19 protein-coding genes are annotated in these 18,438 nt (G+C 34.2%); 13 read left to right on the top strand and 6 right to left on the bottom strand.

What is annotated here, in order from left to right:
- Positions 1 to 3 precede the first annotated feature (3 nt).
- Both PQO00_RS00895 and PQO00_RS00890 read left to right on the top strand, forming a co-directional pair.
- On the top strand, positions 4 to 1,350 hold the full coding sequence (locus PQO00_RS00895; RefSeq protein WP_274182932.1) for a dihydroorotase: 1,347 nt from the start codon (positions 4 to 6) through the stop codon (positions 1,348 to 1,350).
- On the top strand, positions 1,347 to 1,901 hold the full coding sequence (locus PQO00_RS00890) for a DUF4296 domain-containing protein (protein ID WP_274182931.1): 555 nt from the start codon (positions 1,347 to 1,349) through the stop codon (positions 1,899 to 1,901). The genes PQO00_RS00895 and PQO00_RS00890 overlap by 4 nt, the downstream gene beginning before the upstream one ends.
- On the opposite strand, the gene PQO00_RS00885 is transcribed toward PQO00_RS00890, so the two are convergent.
- Complete coding sequence (locus PQO00_RS00885) at positions 1,876 to 2,877, bottom strand: NAD-dependent epimerase/dehydratase family protein (RefSeq protein WP_274182930.1); 1,002 nt, start codon at positions 2,875 to 2,877, stop codon at positions 1,876 to 1,878. The genes PQO00_RS00890 and PQO00_RS00885 overlap by 26 nt on opposite strands.
- Before the next feature lie 251 nt (positions 2,878 to 3,128).
- Here PQO00_RS00885 and tyrS point away from each other — a divergent pair, with 251 nt between their 5' ends.
- On the top strand, positions 3,129 to 4,424 hold the full coding sequence (gene tyrS, locus PQO00_RS00880) for a tyrosine--tRNA ligase (protein WP_274182929.1): 1,296 nt from the start codon (positions 3,129 to 3,131) through the stop codon (positions 4,422 to 4,424).
- Positions 4,425 to 4,918: 494 nt separating this feature from the next.
- Here the strand turns inward: tyrS and PQO00_RS00875 are convergent, their stop codons facing one another.
- The 3 genes from PQO00_RS00875 to PQO00_RS00865 all read right to left on the bottom strand — a co-directional run bounded on the left by PQO00_RS00875 (position 4,919) and on the right by PQO00_RS00865 (position 6,684).
- Complete coding sequence (locus PQO00_RS00875; protein WP_274182928.1) at positions 4,919 to 5,191, bottom strand: YHS domain-containing (seleno)protein; 273 nt, start codon at positions 5,189 to 5,191, stop codon at positions 4,919 to 4,921.
- Between the two features lie 45 nt (positions 5,192 to 5,236).
- On the bottom strand, positions 5,237 to 6,217 hold the full coding sequence (locus PQO00_RS00870; RefSeq protein WP_274182927.1) for an acyl transferase: 981 nt from the start codon (positions 6,215 to 6,217) through the stop codon (positions 5,237 to 5,239).
- 125 nt (positions 6,218 to 6,342) lie between these two features.
- Positions 6,343 to 6,684: a T9SS type A sorting domain-containing protein gene (locus PQO00_RS00865; RefSeq protein WP_274182926.1), complete on the bottom strand. Its 342-nt coding sequence runs from the start codon at positions 6,682 to 6,684 to the stop codon at positions 6,343 to 6,345.
- Positions 6,685 to 6,887: 203 nt separating this feature from the next.
- Between PQO00_RS00865 and PQO00_RS00860 the strand changes: the two genes are divergently transcribed.
- Both PQO00_RS00860 and PQO00_RS00855 read left to right on the top strand, forming a co-directional pair.
- Positions 6,888 to 7,568: a response regulator transcription factor gene (locus PQO00_RS00860; RefSeq protein WP_274182925.1), complete on the top strand. Its 681-nt coding sequence runs from the start codon at positions 6,888 to 6,890 to the stop codon at positions 7,566 to 7,568.
- Positions 7,568 to 8,611, top strand: coding sequence for a cell wall metabolism sensor histidine kinase WalK (locus tag PQO00_RS00855; protein ID WP_274182924.1), 1,044 nt, complete (start codon positions 7,568 to 7,570; stop codon positions 8,609 to 8,611). Before PQO00_RS00860 ends, PQO00_RS00855 begins: the two co-directional genes overlap by 1 nt.
- On the opposite strand, the gene PQO00_RS00850 is transcribed toward PQO00_RS00855, so the two are convergent.
- Positions 8,585 to 9,640, bottom strand: coding sequence for a glycosyltransferase (locus PQO00_RS00850; RefSeq protein WP_274182923.1), 1,056 nt, complete (start codon positions 9,638 to 9,640; stop codon positions 8,585 to 8,587). The two genes, PQO00_RS00855 and PQO00_RS00850, sit on opposite strands and share 27 nt — an antisense overlap.
- Positions 9,641 to 9,829: 189 nt before the next feature.
- On the opposite strand from PQO00_RS00850, the gene trmB reads away from it, so the two are divergent.
- Genes trmB through PQO00_RS00835 form a run of 3 tightly spaced genes read left to right on the top strand, consistent with a single transcriptional unit; the run spans position 9,830 to position 11,469 of the window.
- The gene (gene trmB, locus PQO00_RS00845; RefSeq protein ID WP_274182922.1) at positions 9,830 to 10,507 is read left to right on the top strand and encodes a tRNA (guanosine(46)-N7)-methyltransferase TrmB; all 678 of its coding nucleotides are present in this window, start codon (positions 9,830 to 9,832) and stop codon (positions 10,505 to 10,507) included.
- Complete coding sequence (locus PQO00_RS00840; RefSeq protein WP_274182921.1) at positions 10,507 to 11,136, top strand: lysine transporter LysE; 630 nt, start codon at positions 10,507 to 10,509, stop codon at positions 11,134 to 11,136. Before trmB ends, PQO00_RS00840 begins: the two co-directional genes overlap by 1 nt.
- Positions 11,137 to 11,139: 3 nt before the next feature.
- A complete protein-coding gene (locus PQO00_RS00835; protein ID WP_274182920.1) occupies positions 11,140 to 11,469 on the top strand; it encodes an MGMT family protein in 330 nt (109 codons plus the stop codon).
- A gap of 16 nt (positions 11,470 to 11,485) precedes the next feature.
- Here PQO00_RS00835 and PQO00_RS00830 read toward each other — a convergent pair whose 3' ends face one another.
- Positions 11,486 to 11,875, bottom strand: coding sequence for a hypothetical protein (locus PQO00_RS00830; RefSeq protein ID WP_274182919.1), 390 nt, complete (start codon positions 11,873 to 11,875; stop codon positions 11,486 to 11,488).
- A gap of 860 nt (positions 11,876 to 12,735) precedes the next feature.
- Here PQO00_RS00830 and PQO00_RS00825 point away from each other — a divergent pair.
- From PQO00_RS00825 to PQO00_RS00805, 5 genes are all read left to right on the top strand, one after another.
- Positions 12,736 to 13,872, top strand: coding sequence for an Mrp/NBP35 family ATP-binding protein (locus tag PQO00_RS00825; protein ID WP_274182918.1), 1,137 nt, complete (start codon positions 12,736 to 12,738; stop codon positions 13,870 to 13,872).
- A gap of 54 nt (positions 13,873 to 13,926) precedes the next feature.
- Entirely contained in the window at positions 13,927 to 14,166 is a 240-nt protein-coding gene (locus PQO00_RS00820; protein ID WP_274182917.1) for a NifU family protein, read from the top strand.
- A 712-nt stretch (positions 14,167 to 14,878) separates the two neighbouring features.
- Entirely contained in the window at positions 14,879 to 16,735 is a 1,857-nt protein-coding gene (locus tag PQO00_RS00815) for a 2-oxoacid:acceptor oxidoreductase subunit alpha (protein WP_274182916.1), read from the top strand.
- Between the two features lie 7 nt (positions 16,736 to 16,742).
- The gene (locus tag PQO00_RS00810; RefSeq protein WP_274182915.1) at positions 16,743 to 17,753 is read left to right on the top strand and encodes a 2-oxoacid:ferredoxin oxidoreductase subunit beta; all 1,011 of its coding nucleotides are present in this window, start codon (positions 16,743 to 16,745) and stop codon (positions 17,751 to 17,753) included.
- Positions 17,754 to 18,024: 271 nt separating this feature from the next.
- Positions 18,025 to 18,354, top strand: coding sequence for a 2Fe-2S iron-sulfur cluster-binding protein (locus PQO00_RS00805; RefSeq protein WP_274183204.1), 330 nt, complete (start codon positions 18,025 to 18,027; stop codon positions 18,352 to 18,354).
- Positions 18,355 to 18,438 lie beyond the last annotated feature (84 nt).

Raw genomic sequence — 18,438 nt, 5'->3', positions numbered from 1 at the left:
TACATGAAATCGAAATCAATACTTATTAAGAATGCAAATATTGTAAATGAAGGTGTTATTTTTAACGGCGATATCCTAATAGAAGGGGAATATATCAAAGAGATAAATAAATCAATAAGTGTTAAGTCTTCCGATGTGCTTGTTGTCGATGCAGAAGGGAAGTATTTACTGCCAGGAGCTATTGACGATCAAGTTCATTTCAGGGAACCGGGGTTAACCCATAAAGGCAACATAGAAACAGAATCTAAAGCAGCTATTGCTGGTGGTATTACCTCTTTTATTGAGATGCCAAATACGAACCCACAAACGACGACTATTGAAAAATTAGAAGAGAAATTTGACATAGCTTCAAGAACGTCTTCTGCGAACTACTCGTTTATGTTTGGAGGAACCAACGATAATTTAGATGAAATTTTAAAATTAGATATAAATCAGGCTGCCGGCCTAAAATTGTTTTTAGGTTCTTCAACAGGTAATATGCTGGTTGACGACCTAGACGTATTGGAGAAAATTTTTAAAAGCACCAAGATGCTTATTTCTGTTCATTGTGAAGATGAAGCGACTATAAAAAAGAACCTTCAAGAGCATATCGAAACGTATGGAGATGATATACCTGTTAAATATCACCCCATTATTAGAAGTGAAGAGGCTTGCTATTTGTCATCATCAAGGGCTATTGAGCTAGCGAAAAAAACAGGAGCAAGGCTCCACGTGTTTCATCTTTCAACAGGAAAAGAAACCCATTTGTTTAGCAACAAAATACCTTTAAAAGAAAAAAGAATTACCTCAGAGGTTTGTATACACCATTTATGGTTTAGTGATGAAGATTATGATAAAAAAGGTACTTTTATAAAGTGGAATCCAGCGGTAAAAACTAAAGAAGATAGCGCACAATTATGGGAAGCTTTACTGGACGGTAGAATAGATGTTATAGCTACCGATCATGCCCCGCATACTTTTGAGGAAAAGAAAAACGCTTATACTAAAGCACCATCTGGTGGGCCCTTGGTACAACATGCGTTACCTGCCATGTTGGAAATGTATCATAAGGGTAAGATTTCTTTGGAAAAGACGGTTGAAAAAATGTGCCATAATCCGGCAATTTTATTTCAAATTGCGAGAAGAGGCTTCATTAAGGTAGGCTATTTTGCAGATTTGGTGTTAGTAGATTTAAATAATCCATGGACTGTGAACAAAGATAATATCTTATATAAATGCAAGTGGTCTCCTTTTGAAGGAACAACTTTTAAATCTAGAGTTACACATACATTTTTAAACGGGACTTTAGTATATGAAAATTCTAAATTCAATAATGTGAAAGCTGCTAAACGATTAACTTTTAATAGATGATTTTAAAACGATTCACCATATATTTAAGTGTTATTTTACTCGCTTCGGCCTGTTATAATATGGATAAGCCAAAGAAACCGGATAATTTAATATCCAAGGAGAAAATGGTAGATATTTTAATTGACGCTAAAATAATAACATCAGCAAATTCTGTGAACAGAAAAATAATGGAAGATCATGGTGTTAAATTAAATACATATGTTTACACAAAGCATGATATAGATAGCTTGCAATTTGCTTTGAGTAACGAATATTATGCATTTCATGGAAAGGATTACGAAGCTATTTATACAAAGGTTAACGATAGTTTGGAATTACTAAAGGTTAAGTTTAAAGAAGAGGAGGAAAAAGAAAGAATAGCACAGGAAAAAAGAAAAACGGATTCGCTTAAATTACTATTTGCGGAAAAGGACTCTCTGGGTCTATTAAAAATTAAAGATTCATTAAAGGTATTGAAAGTAAAAGATTCACTAACAGATACGTTAATAGAAAAAAGACTTGAAGAAATAAGAGGTTTGATAGAGCCTATTTCAGATAAAGACCACCAATAGTAGCAATCGTTTCATCTATAGGTTTAAACTTGTAATTTAAAGCTGTTTTAACTTTATGACTACTGTATTTGGTTTCTGTTGATAGGGATATGGCAATATGCTTGGTTAATTGTCTTCGTTTACCTGTTAATTTGGTTTTTAACCAATCTAATTTCCAAGCCCATTTTAATAACCAACGACTAGCCATTTTTTCTGGGGGCTTTACATGAACCGACTTAGATAAAGTCTGCAAAAACCGTTTATAAGGCCAATGCTCTGCAACTAACACAAAGCGCTCATTTATAATGTCGCTTTTTGTAAGCGTTATCATGATCGATACCACATCCTCAACAGCTATAAGAGCAATGGAGCCAGACGTGTAATATTTAAGGCCCTTATGTGCTTTTTTAAATAAACTCCCCGTTCCATAACGCCAAATGCCGGCACCTAAAATAACACCAGGATTAACAATAACTACATGAAGGCCTTCTTGGGTCGCACGCCAAACTTCCATTTCTGCACCATATTTTGTAATGGCATAAACACTATGATCATCTTCGGGATTCCAAACAGTGTCTTCTGTAACTTCTCCATTATTAATAGTGCTTCCTAAAGTAGCAACAGAACTTACATAACAAAGTTTACTAATCGTATTTGATAAGCAGAGATTTACAATATTTGCAGTGCCTTCAATATTTGTTTTACGTAATGTTTGATATTTATCTGGATCAAAAGATACGAAAGCGGCACAATGATAAACATAAGTAACATGTCTAAATGCCTCAGATAATGCAGGAATATCCAAAAGGTCTGCTTTCACCCATTCCACCGCTTTAAAAAGAGACTCGTAGTTAGAAGTATAGGTGGCAAAAACAGATTTTACATTCGCAAGTTTGCGTTCTGTTCTATAGATAGCCCTCACTTTCTCGTTATTGCTAACAAGTTTATAAAGTAAATGAGAGCCAACCAGACCTGTACTTCCTGTTACTAAAATCATGCAGCGAAAGTAATAAATATTTAAGAGTACTTAGATCCAAAATGTTATCTATGTGGAAATTTACCACTTGGATCTTCATTTTTATGGAAATAAATGAGGTAGCAAGTTGGCAAATGGCCCTTGCAATTAAAATCGAGCACATGAAACACTTTTTAGATCCCCTTATGTTTTAGGATAAAGAATTATTCATAATACTAAAGTAATTATGCATTGATTTTTATCTTTGCATAGTTTTGTAAAAATTGAAAAGAATGATAAAGAATTTTGTTGAAGAATTAACTTGGAGAGGCATGATACATACCGTAATGCCTGGAGCTGAAGCCCATTTAATGGAAAGCATGCGGAGTGCTTATGTAGGTTTTGATCCTACAGCGGATTCTTTACATATTGGAAACCTGGTGCCTATCATGCTTTTGGCACATTACCAACGTTGCGGGCATAGGCCTTTAGCTTTGGTGGGAGGCGCCACGGGAATGATTGGAGATCCATCGGGGAAATCAAACGAACGTAATTTGTTAGATGAAAAAACATTACGTCATAATCAAGACGCTATTAAAAAACAATTGTCACATTTTTTGGATTTTGAAAGTGATGCCGAAAATGCTGCGGTTTTAGTAAATAATTATGATTGGATGAAGGATTTTTCATTTCTTGAATTTATCCGCGATGTTGGGAAGCATATTACTGTAAACTATATGATGGCAAAAGATTCTGTGAAAAACAGAATTTCATCCGAGTCGTCTGAAGGCATGAGTTTTACAGAGTTTACATATCAATTAGTTCAAGGGTACGATTTTCTTCATTTATACAAGGAAAATAACTGTTCCATACAAATGGGAGGCAGTGACCAGTGGGGTAACATTACAACAGGAACCGAGTTGATTAGAAGGATTGGCAACGGAAAAGGGTTTGCTATAACCTGTCCATTAATTACAAAATCTGATGGTTCTAAATTTGGGAAATCTGAAGGTGGAAACGTTTGGTTGGATGCTAATAGAACCTCTCCATATAAATTTTATCAATATTGGTTAAACTCCAGTGATGAAGATGCTGAAAAATATATAAAGATATTTACTTTTTTAACCGAGGAAGAAATCAATACTTTAGTTGAAACACATAAAGAAGCTCCTCATTTACGTGTGTTACAAAAGCGTTTGGCAGAAGAAATAACCATGTTGGTGCATTCTAAAGACGATTTGGAAAATGCTATAAAAGCCAGCGACATCCTTTTTGGTAAATCCACTAGTGATGATTTAAAAGGATTGAATGAGCAAACATTTTTAGATGTATTTGATGGCGTACCGCAGACAGAAATATCCCAGTCTGATATTGCTGATGGTTTAGATATTATAGCGGCCTTAGCAGAAAAGGGCGGGTTTTTAAAATCCAACGGAGAAGCAAGAAGGGCTCTTAAAGAGAACTCTATTTCTGTAAATAAAGAAAAAGTAAAGGACGACTATAGCATTACCATAAAGGACTTAATTAATAATAAGTTTGTGCTATTGCAACGCGGTAAGAAAAACTATTTTGTATTACGAATGATATAAAGAAGTGGTTTAAACCGCTTCAAAAATAACAAAGCCTGATTTTTTAAAATCAGGCTTTGCTTTAACCAACCAACTAAAAAATAAATTTTTCTTTTTCTTAGCAATAGTTTTGTCGTAGTTATTTTAAATAACTTACATGAGATCAATTATTTTACTGAATGTCCGTAATCATGCATAATGATATTTTTGTCATTCAGAACGAAGTGAACCTGCCTGCCGGCAGGCAGGGAATCTGTTGATAATCAATGGAGATCCCTCGTTGCCTCGGGATGACAAAAACAATATATTTTTAGGTTTATGACAAATTATGGACATTCAGTATTATTTTTTAAATTTTATACGGCTCCAATTTTTATCAGCTTTTTCTAATAATTCTTTTTCGTTTTCTTTTTGCCATAAGTCTAAGGTGTTTGTGCCCCAGGCATTGTAGAACAAGTAAAGCCTCTCGTTAATAATTTTAAAAGCTTTTGGGTTTATAGGTACTTTGCTTGCCTTTAAAGAATAGCGTAGGCGCAATATCCACCATATTGAGGGAGGTACTTTTCAGGGCTGTTCTTAAATATATTAAGGTTCTCATTTGAAGAGAATTTATACTTAGCCCCATTATATTCCGTAATAATTTTTTTGCTTCCTTCTAAAGGCGTGTTCTTAAAATAAGCAACAACATCATAACCATTAACAGCAAAGCCTCTTTTAAGATTATGATCGATAGGTTGAGAAAAGGATAACGAGGTACAAAGCGTTAACAAAAAGATAATAGCTCTCATAAAAAGTGTTTTTTAATATGTCGAAAATGAATGGGAACTTACAGATTAAAGTACCATAAGATTGCACCCACGAATGTCTGAATTATCAAAACGTCCAATAATTTCAAAGGTCCCATTGTTATTAACACGACCTAAATCTTGAGTGGCAATAAAGGAACAGGAATTTATATTAGCTAGATCAATAACGTTTACCCCTCCTGTTTTACCGGGCGCAAGTATAGAGAGCGGATCTTCTATGTCGCGTGTTAAAATACGCATCCAATTAGGCGCATTAAAAACACCGTGTCCTTTAGAATAGCTCTGGCTTAAAAGTTCGGTCATACCATATTCACTATGTATGGCATCCACGCCAAAGCCTGCTTTTAATCTTGAATGTAGAGCTTCTCTAATAAGTTCTTTTCTTCTGCCTTTCATACCACCGGTCTCCATTATAATAGTATGACTTAAGTTAAATTGATGCCTTTCAACGAGGTCTAATAGGGCAAAAGACACACCAATTAACAAGATCTTTTTTCCAGGGGAGTCCAATGCCGCTAAAGTGTCTTTCAGTTCAGAATAATTATTTAAATAAAACCCGCTTTCAGTATATTTTGATTGTTTAATCATGGCATCTACCATATATATTAACGAAGCCCCTTCGCGCTCTAGATAAGAAGGTAATAAAGCTAGAATGACATAATCTTCAATAGGCCCGTAGAATTGCTGAAATCCCTTAGTAAAACTTTGGGTATAAATGTCTAAATCTGTTACATGATGCTTACTGGTAATACTTCCAGTAGTACCAGAACTCAAAAAAGTAGTTTTAATGGGATTTTTAGAACTCAGTACATTATGGGATTTAAAGAATTGAATGGGTAAAAACGGAATATCATTAATGGTTTTTACATCGCAGGGATGTTTATATAGTAAATCGCAAAAAGAACGATAAACAGGATTGTTTTCAAATTGAAATTTAAAAATTTGTAGTGCCAGATCTTCAAACTCAGTTTGGTTGGTAATGTTGAAAATAGAATTGGTGTCAATCATAATTTTTTAGTAATACCAAATAAATTATTAGGGTTATTTTAAAATCTATTTGGTATAAGACAAAAATATATAAAATAAAAAAGCGTTACCATTGGTAACGCTTTTAAAATTTATAAATTGAGATATTATTTAATCACTAGTTTTCTTGTTTCACTAATGCCATTTTCAGTAATCTTTAAAATATAGACCCCTTTGCTTAAATTTGAAATGTTTAATTCTTTACCTGTTAAAATAGTAGCATATACCTGTTTGCCCAAAACATTAAAGAACTCAATTTTTTTGGTTAAATTACGTTTTGATGTTAGGTATATAAATGTTTTTCCACTATTAACAGGATTTGGGTAAATAGATAAACCTTCTATATTTTGTTTAATAGGATCCCTGTTAGCATTGCTTTGAGTAAACCCTTGTTGGGTTACGGCGAATGCTAAAGTTAAAAATAAAATGAATAGGTAGTTTTTTTTCATATGTTCCTTTCAACATTATAAAGGTACTAAATTACAACAAAAGTGATGCCAAAAAAGTGTTAAAGATTTAGTTATTTTGTCGAAATATTAATTTACCGTAAATTGTCGGTTACGTTAATGTTATTAATTTTGTAAGATCGATCAAAACGGTATTATAAGTTTTATCTTTACTTTAAGAAATAAATATAATTTATTATTTAAGTATGAAAAAGAATGATATAAAGATATTATTAGTTGATGATGAGCCGGATATTTTGGAGATTATAGGATATAATCTGTCAAACGAAGGGTATCAGGTTATTACTGCAGAGAATGGTTATGAAGGGGTTAAAAAAGCAAAAAAAGAACTCCCGCAATTAATTATTTTAGATGTCATGATGCCTGAAATGGATGGCATTGAAGCTTGTGAATTAATTAGAAAGACCCCGGATTTAAAGAATAGTATCATTACTTTTTTAACAGCAAGAGGAGAAGATTATTCTCAGGTTGCAGGTTTTGATGCTGGTGCAGACGATTATATTACCAAACCCATAAAGCCCAAGGTTTTAGTTAGTAAAGTAAAAGCACTTTTAAGGCGTTTTAAAGAGGAAAATGTTACCGATACTGTTAAAATAGGGAGTTTGGTAATTAATAGAGATGAGTATAAGATTATTTCTAAAGGAGAAGAGATTATTTTGCCAAGAAAAGAATTTGAATTGCTATCTTTATTGGCCTCAAAGCCAGGGAAAGTTTTTAAAAGAGATGAGATTCTTGATGCTGTTTGGGGTAATGAGGTCGTAGTTGGGGGCAGAACCATAGATGTACACATTCGTAAATTGAGAGAAAAACTGGGCGATACTAGTTTTAAAACCATAAAAGGGGTAGGCTACAAGTTTGTAGAATAATGCAGGCAAAATTTAAAAGATCATATAGGTTTTCCTTAAAAACGTCATTATATATAACCTTATATACAACGCTCTTAATGAGTGTTTTTTTATATTATTTATATGAGTTTAACTGGCTGCATATATTTGCCTTGTTGGTTAGTGTTTATGCCTTTTCCTTTTTAGTGATTCAATTTAGTGTAGAACGATTTATATATAAACGGGTTAAAAAAATATACGATGATTTAACACTTTTAGAATCTGCTAACCTAAATAAGGGGCCTATTACGACAGATATGCGAACCCTAACCCAAGAGATCGATAAGTTTGCCCGCGATAAAAAGCTTGAAATAGAGACTTTAAAAGTTCGTGAAAAGTATCGGAAAGAGTTTTTAGGAAATGTATCACATGAATTAAAAACACCTTTATTTACAGTACAAGGGTACATTCTTACACTATTAGATGGTGCCATGAACGACAAAAAAGTACGAGAAAAGTACTTAGAAAGAGCCAGTAAGGGTATTGAGAGATTAGGCTATATTATTAAGGACTTAGATATGATAACCAAATTAGAAGTTGGTGATTTAAGTTTAAATATAGAAACATTTGATATTGTCGAGCTGGTTGAGAATGTATTTGAAATGCTGGAGATGAAAGCCAGCAAAAAAAGAATTACACTTACTTTTGATACAGAGTATAATAAATTGGTATTGGTCAAAGCCGATAAGGAACGTATACAGCAAGTATTGGCAAACTTAATTGTAAACTCCTTAAAATACGGAAGAGAAAAAGGAACGACAGAAGTTAGTATTGAAAACTTAATAAAAAACAAAGTTATTGTTCGTGTGACAGATAACGGTGAAGGTATTGAAAAAAAGCACCTGCCTCGTTTATTTGAACGTTTTTATAGAGTTGATAAAAGTGGTTCCCGTAAAGAAGGAGGTTCTGGGTTAGGGCTTTCTATAGTGAAACATATTATTGAAGCTCATGACGAAAAAATATATGTAGAGAGTGAGTTTGGCGTAGGTAGTGAGTTCTCATTCACACTCGAAAAGGTGGAATAGTTTTTTAAAATTCACATTATAATCAAAGGATTTTAAACCTTTAAAGGAGGTGGCGCTTTTTAATCTATCCAATGTAAAATCCTCTTGATTACAACTTGGGACTAATTCTAGATCTGTTAATCTTTTTGCTAAATATTCTTGTTCAAATTGCCCGGGCGTAGGTATAAAAAAAGCTTTTTTATTAAGTTTTGCTAAATCCATAATAGTAGTATAACCAGACCTGGATAAAATTAATCCACTTTGGTTAATGGTTTTCTCTAGTAAATTTGAGGTCATGAAATTGTATATCGTCATATTTCCTTTCATCTGGATAGTTTGTTCCTTTTCCATAATACCTTTAACAAAAACGACTTTTCCAGTATAATTTTTTAGCTTTAAAAAAAGGGAGTCTTCAAGTAATGTACGCTGTGGTTCGGGACCAGAAAGCAGCACCATTAAATCGTTTTCAACTTTTAGGCGTTTATTCTCAAACCTACTTAAAGGACCAATATATTCTATAGGTATTTCAAAATTATCAACATGTCCAAGCTTACCACTTAAATTAATTTTCCCTTTAGTATCGGGCACCCAACACACATCAAATTTTTTTATGATCTTTTGGTGCATTTTTGTGCTTAACCATGTGGTACTTCCCGTTAAAACATTTAATTGATGGGTTATAAAGACCGATGGGACTTTTTTACTGTAAACCCCTAGTCGGTTATCTGAAATGATACCCTGAATATTATGGGTTTCTATGATAAGCTTTGTTTCTTTTTTTTCAGCTTTAATGGCTTTTATGAGTTTTGGAGAATCCTTAATGAGTTTTAGTTTAAAATGCTTTCCTTTTTTAGCATAAGTTACATTGTAAGATGGTAATTCTATGGACGAAAGCGAAGGAAATTCTTTTTGTAAAAGCGTTAATGCAGCACCATCACTAGCAATAACAGGTTCAAAACCATGCTTTATTAACTCATAAATAATAGGGATGCTTCTTGTAGCATGCCCCAAACCCCAGTTTAAGGGCGCAACTAAAATTCTTTTTTTCATAAATAATTTAAGGCGTGTTTTTGTTTTTGAAAAACCAGGTTTTTCGCTATACCTTTCATCTAATTTGTATATAAACGAAATTAAAAAGGGTGTTCCCGCAACCTCCCACGCAAGTTTTCGGTAAAATCAAAGATAAGCATATAAACACTCTCGTATATTTCCTTAATTTTACCAAAATTTTAAATAATAGTGGGAAGTAAAAATAAACTCAGAAGATTTAAAGAGAATGAAACCTTTTCAAATGTATTTCAACCAACTAGGGATGAATTGGTTAATGGGGAATATGGGTTAAAAGGAAACTGGGGAGCATCTGTATTTAAAAATGAAAACCCATTAGTGTTGGAGTTAGGTTGTGGAAAAGGCGAATATTCTGTAGCATTGGCAAAAAAGTATCCAAACAAAAATTTTATAGGAATAGATATTAAAGGGGCACGCTTTTGGAGAGGCGCTAAAACAGCTATAGAAGAAGGTATTCCAAATGTTGCTTTTTTAAGAACGCAAATCGAATTAATAGATCATGCTTTTGCAGAGAATGAAGTAGACGAAATTTGGATAACCTTTCCGGATCCACAAATAAAATATAAACGCACTAAGCATAGAATGACCAATGAGACGTTTTTAAAACGCTATAAAAAAATATTAAAAAAGGAAGGCGTTGTTAACCTAAAAACCGATAGTGAGTTTATGCATGGGTACACACTTGGATTGTTGCACGGTGCAGGGCACGAGGTGCTTTATGCCAATCATAATGTATATAAACAGGAAGGTAGCCCAGAAGAAGTTACAAGCATTCAAACCTTCTACGAATCACAATATTTAGAACAAAACAAACCAATTACGTATATTCGGTTTAAAATTAAGTATTAGTGAACATAACTTTTATCTTCATTTTAGGATTATTTATAGCTTTAATAGGGGTTATCCCCCCAGGGTTGTTAAATATGACAGCTGCTAAAATAAGTTTAAAAGAAGGGCATGCAAGAGGCATTATGTTTTCTATCGGTGTTTGTGTTGTTGTTTTACTTCAAACTTATGCTGCCGCTGTTTTTGCAAGATATTTAAGTAGGCATTTAGAGGTCGTAGACATTCTACAGCGAGTAGCGTTCGTTATTTTTGTATTAGTAACGATCTATTTTCTGCTTATAGCGAAAACAAACCCCCAACAACAAATAAAACCACAAATGCGCAGTAAGCATAGTCGGTTTTTTCAAGGGATGCTTCTTTCGGCAATCAATGTGTTTCCTATTCCTTATCAAGCCTACATGACCATCACATTGGCGTCTTTTGGATGGATGTCTTTTGAGCAAACAAGGATCATATCTTATGTGGCTGGGGCAGCTATGGGAACTTTTGTGATGTTATATATGTATATTTTCTTTTTCGATAAAATAAAAGGAAAATCGTTTACATCCCAAAAGAACATGAATTATGTTATTGGTGGTATTACAGGTGTCATTTCAATTATTACACTAATCAATATAATTAAGGAATTGTAGGCTATGAAACCAGAAACCCTGAATTTTTTTGATAAAGTTTACGAGGTTGCCAAACAGATCCCTTATGGCAGGGTTACAAGTTATGGGGCCATTGCAAACTATTTAGGAGCAGCAAGGAGCGCACGCATGGTAGGTTATGCCATGAATGGCTCTGGAGGAAAAGATGTTCCGGCACATCGCGTTGTAAATAGAAAAGGCCTATTAACGGGCAAACACCATTTTGATGGAACGAACCTGATGCAACAACTATTGGAAAGTGAAGGTATTAAAGTAATAGATAATCAAATACAGGATTTTGATAAGGTTTTTTGGGATCCTAACGAAATTCTATAAACAAACGTTTATGTTTTTAACTAGTTTTAAAGTTGGGTTTAATAATATAAGGGTTGCTCTTTTTTGTTGATAGATTTACAATTTTTGAAAGCAGATCTGTTTCGTTTTTAAAAAGAGATTCCTTTAAAAGCTGCATTTCTTGTTCTATGGCTTTTCTTATTTGTTTTTTGAGCCTATCAGTAAGTGATAGGTTAAACAGTTTCTTATATAGAAAGGTATGATTAGATAGTGTTACTTCTCCATCACTTATACAAATAGATATTTTGTTTTTATCATCTATCAAAAAATATTCATCAGAAATAGGAGAGATCAATTTTTTTATAGACTCATTATTGGAGTAATTGGATACTATATCAATAATAAATTTAGCATCTTCTTTTATTGTCTTTTTCTTAAATGTAAACATCTTTTTTGTTTAAACTTGATTCATGTAGATCAAGAAGATTATACTCTTATAGAAACAATAGTGATGCCAAAGTTTGTTAAATAGCTTGTTTACAGTAGCTTGTCGTTTATAAGTGTATTTCAACCTTATAATTATTAAATTATTAGTTGAACGACTTAATTTGTAGGATAATACGTTTAAATAATAAATTGTTCAAGAGTTATATAAAGTGAGTTCGATTTAAAACCTGTCTGCAGACAGGCAGGCAAGGGAGTTTTTAACAATAAATTCACTAATAAAGCGATTTGTCGCCTTGAGTACTTCGGCTATAGTTTATCTTGAGCGAAGTCGAAAGGCTCAGCATAAACTAAAGTCGAAAGGTCATTAAAACTAGCTATTTAAATGGGTTTCGACAGAGCCTGTGCTGAGTTTACCGAAGTACTCAACCTGACAACCAAGACTAAATTATTGATAGTCAGATCAATAATATTATGCTTACATCGAACTCACGTTATATAGTAAATAAGTAGGGATTTCTTCGATTATTTTGTCTTGGTCTACACTTATTGCGGAGGAAAAGTAGCGAACAAAGCATTCAAAACAGACCGTAGAACCACGCCTAAGTCGTGGCAGACCCATTCTGTTTTTAGCGGGATCCCAGGTTTAATACCACGACACTAAGGTCTATTTTTAAGGGACATGGCTTGCTCTGGGGTTTAATACCTTTTATTTTTTACTAATTTATACAGAATTTACAAATAATAACATAAATTATTCCCTATAAACAAACCAAATCCTCATATAAATCATTTCAATAAAATGGCTTTAAATTTTAAACAATTCACTGTATCTTTGTGTCTTAGAATAAATCTAAATAAGGAATGAAGCTTAATAAACAAGATATATTAAAAGCATTAGAATCTATAACGGTACCCGGAGAAGGACAAAACATGGTTGAAAGCGGTGCGGTGACGAATGTCATTACTTTTGGAGACGAAGTTATTGTAGATATGATTATTAAAAATCCTAGTTTACAAGCAAAAAAACGTACCGAAGTAGATATTTTAAAAACGATTCACGAGCAAGTTTACGAAAAAGCTAAAATTAAAGTGAATATAAAAGTAGAGGCTCCCGAAAAACCAAAAGTAAATGTTATTAAAGGTCATCCGATACCCGGAATTAAAAATATAATAGCCGTAGCATCGGGTAAAGGAGGGGTAGGTAAATCTACAATAACAGCAAATTTAGCAGTGACCTTGGCTAAAATGGGCTTTAAGGTAGGTATTTTAGATGCCGACATTTATGGGCCATCTATTCCTATTATGTTCGATGTAGAGGCAGAAAGACCCTTAGCAGTAAACATTAATGGAAAGTCTAAAATGAAACCTGTAGAGAATTACGGGGTAAAAGTATTATCTATTGGTTTTTTTACGCAGCCCAATCAAGCGGTAGTTTGGAGAGGGCCTATGGCTGCAAAAGCATTAAATCAAATGATTTTTGATGCACATTGGGGAACCTTGGATTTTTTGCTTTTGGATTTACCTCCAGGAACTGGCGATATTCATTTAAGTATCATGCAATCCCTTCCAATTACTGGAGCAGTAGTGGTAAGTACACCCCAAAATGTAGCCTTGGCAGATGCTAAAAAAGGGGTTGCCATGTTTCAACAAGAAAGTATTAATGTGCCAGTATTAGGAATTTTAGAAAATATGGCATACTTTACACCTGAAGAACTGCCAGATAATAAATATTATATTTTCGGAAAAGAAGGTGCTAAAAATTTGGCAGAGGACTTAAAAGTGCGTTTTTTAGGAGAGCTGCCCTTAGTACAAAGTATAAGGGAAGCAGGGGATGTTGGTCGCCCAGCGGCTTTACAAACCGCTACACCCTTAGAAAAAGCGTTTGAAAAGTTAACACAGAATATTGTTGAAGAAGTAGTAAAGCGAAATAGTGATTTACCTCCTACAGAAGCAATAAAAATAACAACAATGGCTGGGTGTTCAGCAGTAAAAAAATAAAAGCTCCTTATTTCTTCTCCTTTGGAGAGGGCTGGGGAGAGGAAAAAATAACAGATGACTTCAGAAGAACTTAAAGTAAATGTTGAGAAAGCCTTAGAGGAGATCCGTCCGTTTTTACAAAGCGATGGCGGTGATATTTCTCTACTCTCCATAGAAAACGATAACTTGGTTAAAGTTCAATTAAAGGGAGCGTGTGTAGGCTGTAGTGTTAATCAAATGACACTAAAATCTGGTGTAGAAATGACCATAAAAAAGTATGCGCCACAAATAGAGCAGGTTATAAATATTGAATAAATTAAAAACTATAGATTTTAGTAGTTTTTATTCTGCATACAACCAAGTTTCTTTTATCAAGTAAAACCTCTTTAGGTTTAATACCAATTTGAGTATAAAATGTCGTATTAAAGCCGAAGTTATTTTTAAATGTAAAAACGCTGTGATTAGATTGCATAGTGTTGCTACGGAATTTATGAACTAGGCTTTTAAATTTAAAAAAGCCTGTACTCAACTTGATTGGGTAAACGAGTCGACATGCGACATTTTATATTCTAATTGGTATAACATGGTCTTCATCAGGCACGCCCTAAGGTTCCTCATGGAATCCTTTGCATTCTCTCACTTTTCTAGGTACAATATAATAAACTCATCAGATATGGGATCGCTCACTTTACAGCATCAGCATCTTCTCCGTTAACAAGCGTGACGTTACCGTTTAAAGCAGTCTCTTCTAAATAGGCTCATTCTTGGTCAGGCTCAGAAATCGTACTATTTAGATACTCCGCAATACAAGCATCGCAATTAATACATTCGTCTGTTATAATAATAGCCATAATTAGAACATTTAATAAAATAAATATTTGTAAATTTAGATTAGATTTCTGGTTTTAAGGCTAATAAAGCCATGTTGAATACCACAAAGTGAAATTATATTTGGTAACTATCTAAAGATATACTTTTACCTAAAGACAAAATTTTTAGCTTAAATTTTGATAATCATTAATGTCATATGGCTACAATACAATCACATAAACAGCATGAAATTCTTGAAGCTGTAATTATTAGGTTTGTAGGAGATTCTGGAGACGGCATGCAATTAACTGGCACGCAGTTTTCCGATACTTCAGCCATGTTTGGTAATGACATAGCTACGTTTCCCAATTATCCGGCAGAAATAAGAGCACCTCAAGGCAGTTTGTATGGGGTCTCGGGTTTTCAAGTACATATTGGAAGTGTTCAGATTAGTACGCCCGGTGATGAGGTGGATTTATTGGTGGCGATGAACCCTGCTGGCTTAAAAACAAACTTGCATGCTGTAAAACCCGGTCATACCATTATTGTAGATACAGATGCGTTTACAAAAAAGAATTTAGAAAAAGCACAATATGACTCTAATCCTTTAGAAGATAATAGCCTTGAAAATTATCGGGTTATTGAGGTGGCCATGACATCATTAACTAAAGAGACGTTAAAAGGTGTTGAAGGCTTGGACAATAAAAGTATTACCAGAAGTAAAAATATGTTTGCTTTAGGCATGGTTTATTGGATGTATAATCGCTCTCCCGATCATACCATAGGTTTTTTTAATAAAAAGTTTAAATCCAGGCCTGAAATTATTGAAGCGAATACCAAGGTTTTGAATGCGGGTTTATATTTTGCCGAAACTTTAGAGCTCATACCCAATGCATATACCATAGCACCTGCAAAGATGTCTGCTGGGACTTATAGAATTATTATGGGGAATACGGCAACTGCCTGGGGCTTTTTAGCTGCTTCAGAGAAAACGGGTTTAGAGCTGTTCCTGGGGTCGTATCCTATTACACCAGCCTCTGATATTCTTCATGAGCTTGTTAAGCATAAACACTTTGGAGTAAAAGCACTACAGGCCGAAGATGAGATTGCAGGTATTACAGCTGCCATAGGCGCTTCTTTTGCTGGAGGTTTAGCAATCACGACCACATCGGGCCCAGGTCTGGCTTTAAAAGGAGAAGCCCTGGGCTTAGCCATGATAGTAGAGCTGCCTTTGGTGGTTGTTAATGTACAACGAGGAGGCCCATCTACGGGCCTGCCTACAAAAACAGAACAATCGGACTTATTACAGTCTATGTATGGAAGAAATGGAGAAAGCCCGGTTATTGTTATTGCAGCAAGTACCCCTGCTAACTGTTTTGATTTTGCATATCAGGCAGCAAAAATGACCTTAGAACATATGACGCCTGTAATTTTATTATCAGATGGTTACATAGCCAATGGTTCGGCACCATGGAAAATACGATCTGTTAAGGACATGCCGGAAATAAAGAATAATATAGTTTCTAAATATCATGAAAACTGGCATCCTTATGATAGGAATAAGGAAACACTTGCTCGGAATTGGGCCATCCCGGGAACCCCTCAATTTGAACATAGAATAGGCGGGTTGGAAAAAGATAAGATTACAGGTAATGTGTCTTATATTCCCGAAAACCATGAGTATATGACCAAAATTAGAGCTGAAAAAATTAAACGTGTGCAAAATTACATCCCGGATTTATCTACCGAGTTTACCGAAGAAGGGGATTTGTTGGTTGTTGGTTGGGGAGGCACCTACGGGTCGTTGTATACTGCCGTAAAAAGATTGAACGAAGAAGGTCTTAACGGTATAGGTTTAGCACATTTTAATTATATTAATCCATTGCCAAAAAATACAGAAACCGTTTTTAGTAAATTTAAAAAGATTATTGTTTGCGAATTAAATAGTGGGCAGTTTGCTAAAATTTTGAAGATCAATTTTAATAATTTAGATTTATTACAGTATAATAAGGTGCAAGGACTCCCTTTTGGAAATGGTGAGTTGGCAGAAAAATTTAAGCAATTAGTAAAATAGGTAAGTTATGGAAGCCACTGTAAAAAAATACACTTTTAAGGATTTTGCTAGCGATCAAGAAGTAAGGTGGTGTCCAGGTTGTGATGACTATGTTATTTTACGTGCCATGCAAAAAGCACTTCCAGAAATGGGCATTAAAAAAGAAAATGTCGTTTTTATTTCTGGTATTGGATGTTCGTCGCGATTCCCTTATTATATGAATACTTATGGCATGCACAGCATACATGGAAGAGCTCCGGCCATTGCAACGGGTGTTAAAATGGCAAACCCGGACTTGAGCGTATGGGTAATTACTGGTGATGGGGACTCTATGGCAATTGGTGGCAACCACTTTATTCATGTATTGCGTAGAAATGTAAATTTGAATATTATATTGTTCAATAATGAAATTTATGGCTTGACCAAAGGTCAATTCTCACCAACATCTTTGATAGGACAAAAAACAAAATCATCGCCTTATGGTAATACGCAACCACCGTTTTCTCCTGGTGAATTAGCGATAGGTGCACAAGCACGATTCTTTGCTAGAATAGGAGGAAATACCCCCAAAGAATTGACCCAAATTTTTATTGAATGCGAAAAATTTAAAGGGACGTCTTTAATAGAAGTATTACAAAACTGTCCAATTTTTAATGATGGTTGTTTCGATAAATTTACAGACAAGAAAGTAAGGGAAGATAAGCAGCTATATGTTAAACATGGCGAGCCGATGATTTTTGGTAAAGAAAAAGACAAAGGGTTGGTGTTAAACGGTTTAAAACTGGAAGTCGTTACTGTAGGTGAAAATGGAATAACAGAAAAGGATATATTAATTCATAATGCCAAAGAACAAGATCCCACATTGCATCAAATGCTGGTTAGATTAAGATACCCGTTGGTTACTGGTATTATTAGGAGCTTTGAAGATGTCACCTTTGAAGAAAGAAAGAATGCCTTAACTGCCGAAGTAAAGAGTAAATCTAAGTTTAGTAAAACAGACGATCTGTTTTTCTCGGGAGATATTTACCAGGTGTTTTAATTAAAAACATACATAAACCTATTTCATGCCTTGCTTTTTAATTGCTTTTAAGAAAGAGGTTAGTTCATCTCCCGTCTTGATCTTTACGCACTTGATGAAGATACTTACCTATTAGGGATTATACCCTAAAAACAGGTTTATTTTTAAATAAATGCCCTTAATTAATAGAGCAAAAATAATTTATTTTCTTAAATTCCTACCATTTTAGTAGGAATTAATTTTTTTATTCTAAATTAAGTATTATTTTTGGTGAAATTTTTGCACTAAAATGATGGTTGATATCAATATAAAAATAACAGATAGAGAAGGTAAATTGCATGAGGTTGTCGCACCAACAGATATGGCAATGAACCTTATGGAAGTTGTAAGGTCTTATGAACTGGCTCCCGAAGGCACTATTGGTGTCTGTGGGGGGATGGCTATGTGTGCATCATGCCAATGCTATGTGGTAAGCGAAACAGAATTGCCAGAAATGAGCGACGATGAAGAGGCGATGCTCGCTGAAGCTTTTGATGTAAAAGATAATAGTCGTCTGGGATGCCAGATACAAATAACTCCAGAGATGCAGGGTCTAGAGGTTGAGTTAGCACCAGAGAGTTAAAATAGAAAACTCAAGGAATGACTTAAAAAAAGAGGCAGTCTGAAAAGTAATAAAATTTGTCATTCAGAGTACTTCGACTACGCT

Origin of the sequence: Flavivirga sp. 57AJ16, from assembly GCF_028736925.1 — a bacterium.
Taxonomy (GTDB): domain Bacteria; phylum Bacteroidota; class Bacteroidia; order Flavobacteriales; family Flavobacteriaceae; genus Flavivirga.
This window is presented reverse-complemented; position numbering and strand designations above follow the sequence as displayed.

Bases quoted from the DNA above. Each gene is read 5' to 3' on its own strand.
- PQO00_RS00870 (WP_274182927.1), bottom strand. From the start codon at position 6,217: ATGATTGACACCAATTCTATTTTCAACATTACCAACCAAACTGAGTTT.
- PQO00_RS00820 (WP_274182917.1), top strand. From the start codon at position 13,927: ATGACTTCAGAAGAACTTAAAGTAAATGTTGAGAAAGCCTTAGAGGAG.
- PQO00_RS00850 (WP_274182923.1), bottom strand. From the start codon at position 9,640: ATGAAAAAAAGAATTTTAGTTGCGCCCTTAAACTGGGGTTTGGGGCAT.
- PQO00_RS00805 (WP_274183204.1), top strand. From the start codon at position 18,025: ATGGTTGATATCAATATAAAAATAACAGATAGAGAAGGTAAATTGCAT.
- PQO00_RS00890 (WP_274182931.1), top strand. From the start codon at position 1,347: ATGATTTTAAAACGATTCACCATATATTTAAGTGTTATTTTACTCGCT.
- PQO00_RS00885 (WP_274182930.1), bottom strand. From the start codon at position 2,877: ATGATTTTAGTAACAGGAAGTACAGGTCTGGTTGGCTCTCATTTACTT.
- PQO00_RS00830 (WP_274182919.1), bottom strand. From the start codon at position 11,875: ATGTTTACATTTAAGAAAAAGACAATAAAAGAAGATGCTAAATTTATT.
- PQO00_RS00865 (WP_274182926.1), bottom strand. From the start codon at position 6,684: ATGAAAAAAAACTACCTATTCATTTTATTTTTAACTTTAGCATTCGCC.
- PQO00_RS00855 (WP_274182924.1), top strand. From the start codon at position 7,568: ATGCAGGCAAAATTTAAAAGATCATATAGGTTTTCCTTAAAAACGTCA.
- PQO00_RS00825 (WP_274182918.1), top strand. From the start codon at position 12,736: ATGAAGCTTAATAAACAAGATATATTAAAAGCATTAGAATCTATAACG.
- PQO00_RS00860 (WP_274182925.1), top strand. From the start codon at position 6,888: ATGAAAAAGAATGATATAAAGATATTATTAGTTGATGATGAGCCGGAT.
- PQO00_RS00810 (WP_274182915.1), top strand. From the start codon at position 16,743: ATGGAAGCCACTGTAAAAAAATACACTTTTAAGGATTTTGCTAGCGAT.
- PQO00_RS00815 (WP_274182916.1), top strand. From the start codon at position 14,879: ATGGCTACAATACAATCACATAAACAGCATGAAATTCTTGAAGCTGTA.
- PQO00_RS00875 (WP_274182928.1), bottom strand. From the start codon at position 5,191: ATGAGAGCTATTATCTTTTTGTTAACGCTTTGTACCTCGTTATCCTTT.
- tyrS (WP_274182929.1), top strand. From the start codon at position 3,129: ATGATAAAGAATTTTGTTGAAGAATTAACTTGGAGAGGCATGATACAT.
- PQO00_RS00835 (WP_274182920.1), top strand. From the start codon at position 11,140: ATGAAACCAGAAACCCTGAATTTTTTTGATAAAGTTTACGAGGTTGCC.
- PQO00_RS00895 (WP_274182932.1), top strand. From the start codon at position 4: ATGAAATCGAAATCAATACTTATTAAGAATGCAAATATTGTAAATGAA.